The 456-nt window shown below is 42.3% G+C and carries 1 protein-coding gene; it reads right to left on the reverse strand.

The features are described 5' to 3' along the window. Positions 1–456: IS30 family transposase (locus A9G38_RS02740; protein ID WP_141671697.1), on the reverse strand; the 456-nt coding region annotated here is incomplete at both ends.

Here is a 456-nt window from a genome sequence, read left to right on the forward strand (position 1 = left end):
AGGCGGTACGTTGATTGAGGCGCCCAATTAATACTAGCCCTGTTTTTCGTTCAACTAATGTCACCAATGCTTGCTTGTCTTTACGGCTAATAATCGTATCTCCCTCCAAATGTCCTCGCGTTTTCCGGCTTTCTACATAACTTGGACGTTGTTTAATTGACCGTTTATATCGGCGGTCTCCTTCTTTAATACTCGGTGCCTTACAATGCCTATAGGCTTTGCCTTTTCGCCTTAGATAAGGTTTGAATTGTTCATAGCGCGCTTTATTTTGATAAAGATAGTTATAGATTGATTGGACGCTGACTTTCTTTAAACGTGCAGCAATCTGCTCTGGGCTGTAATAAAGCATGAGGTATTTTTCAACTTGACGCCATACCGAAGACTCTATTGCCTTACCATTACCGCTGTTTTTTCGCCTTTTCCTAGCTAGGGTTACCGCATCATGTGCTTGATAGG

It is taken from the genome of Gilliamella sp. Imp1-1 (assembly GCF_001690415.1).
Taxonomy (GTDB): Bacteria; Pseudomonadota; Gammaproteobacteria; order Enterobacterales; family Orbaceae; genus Gilliamella; species Gilliamella bombi.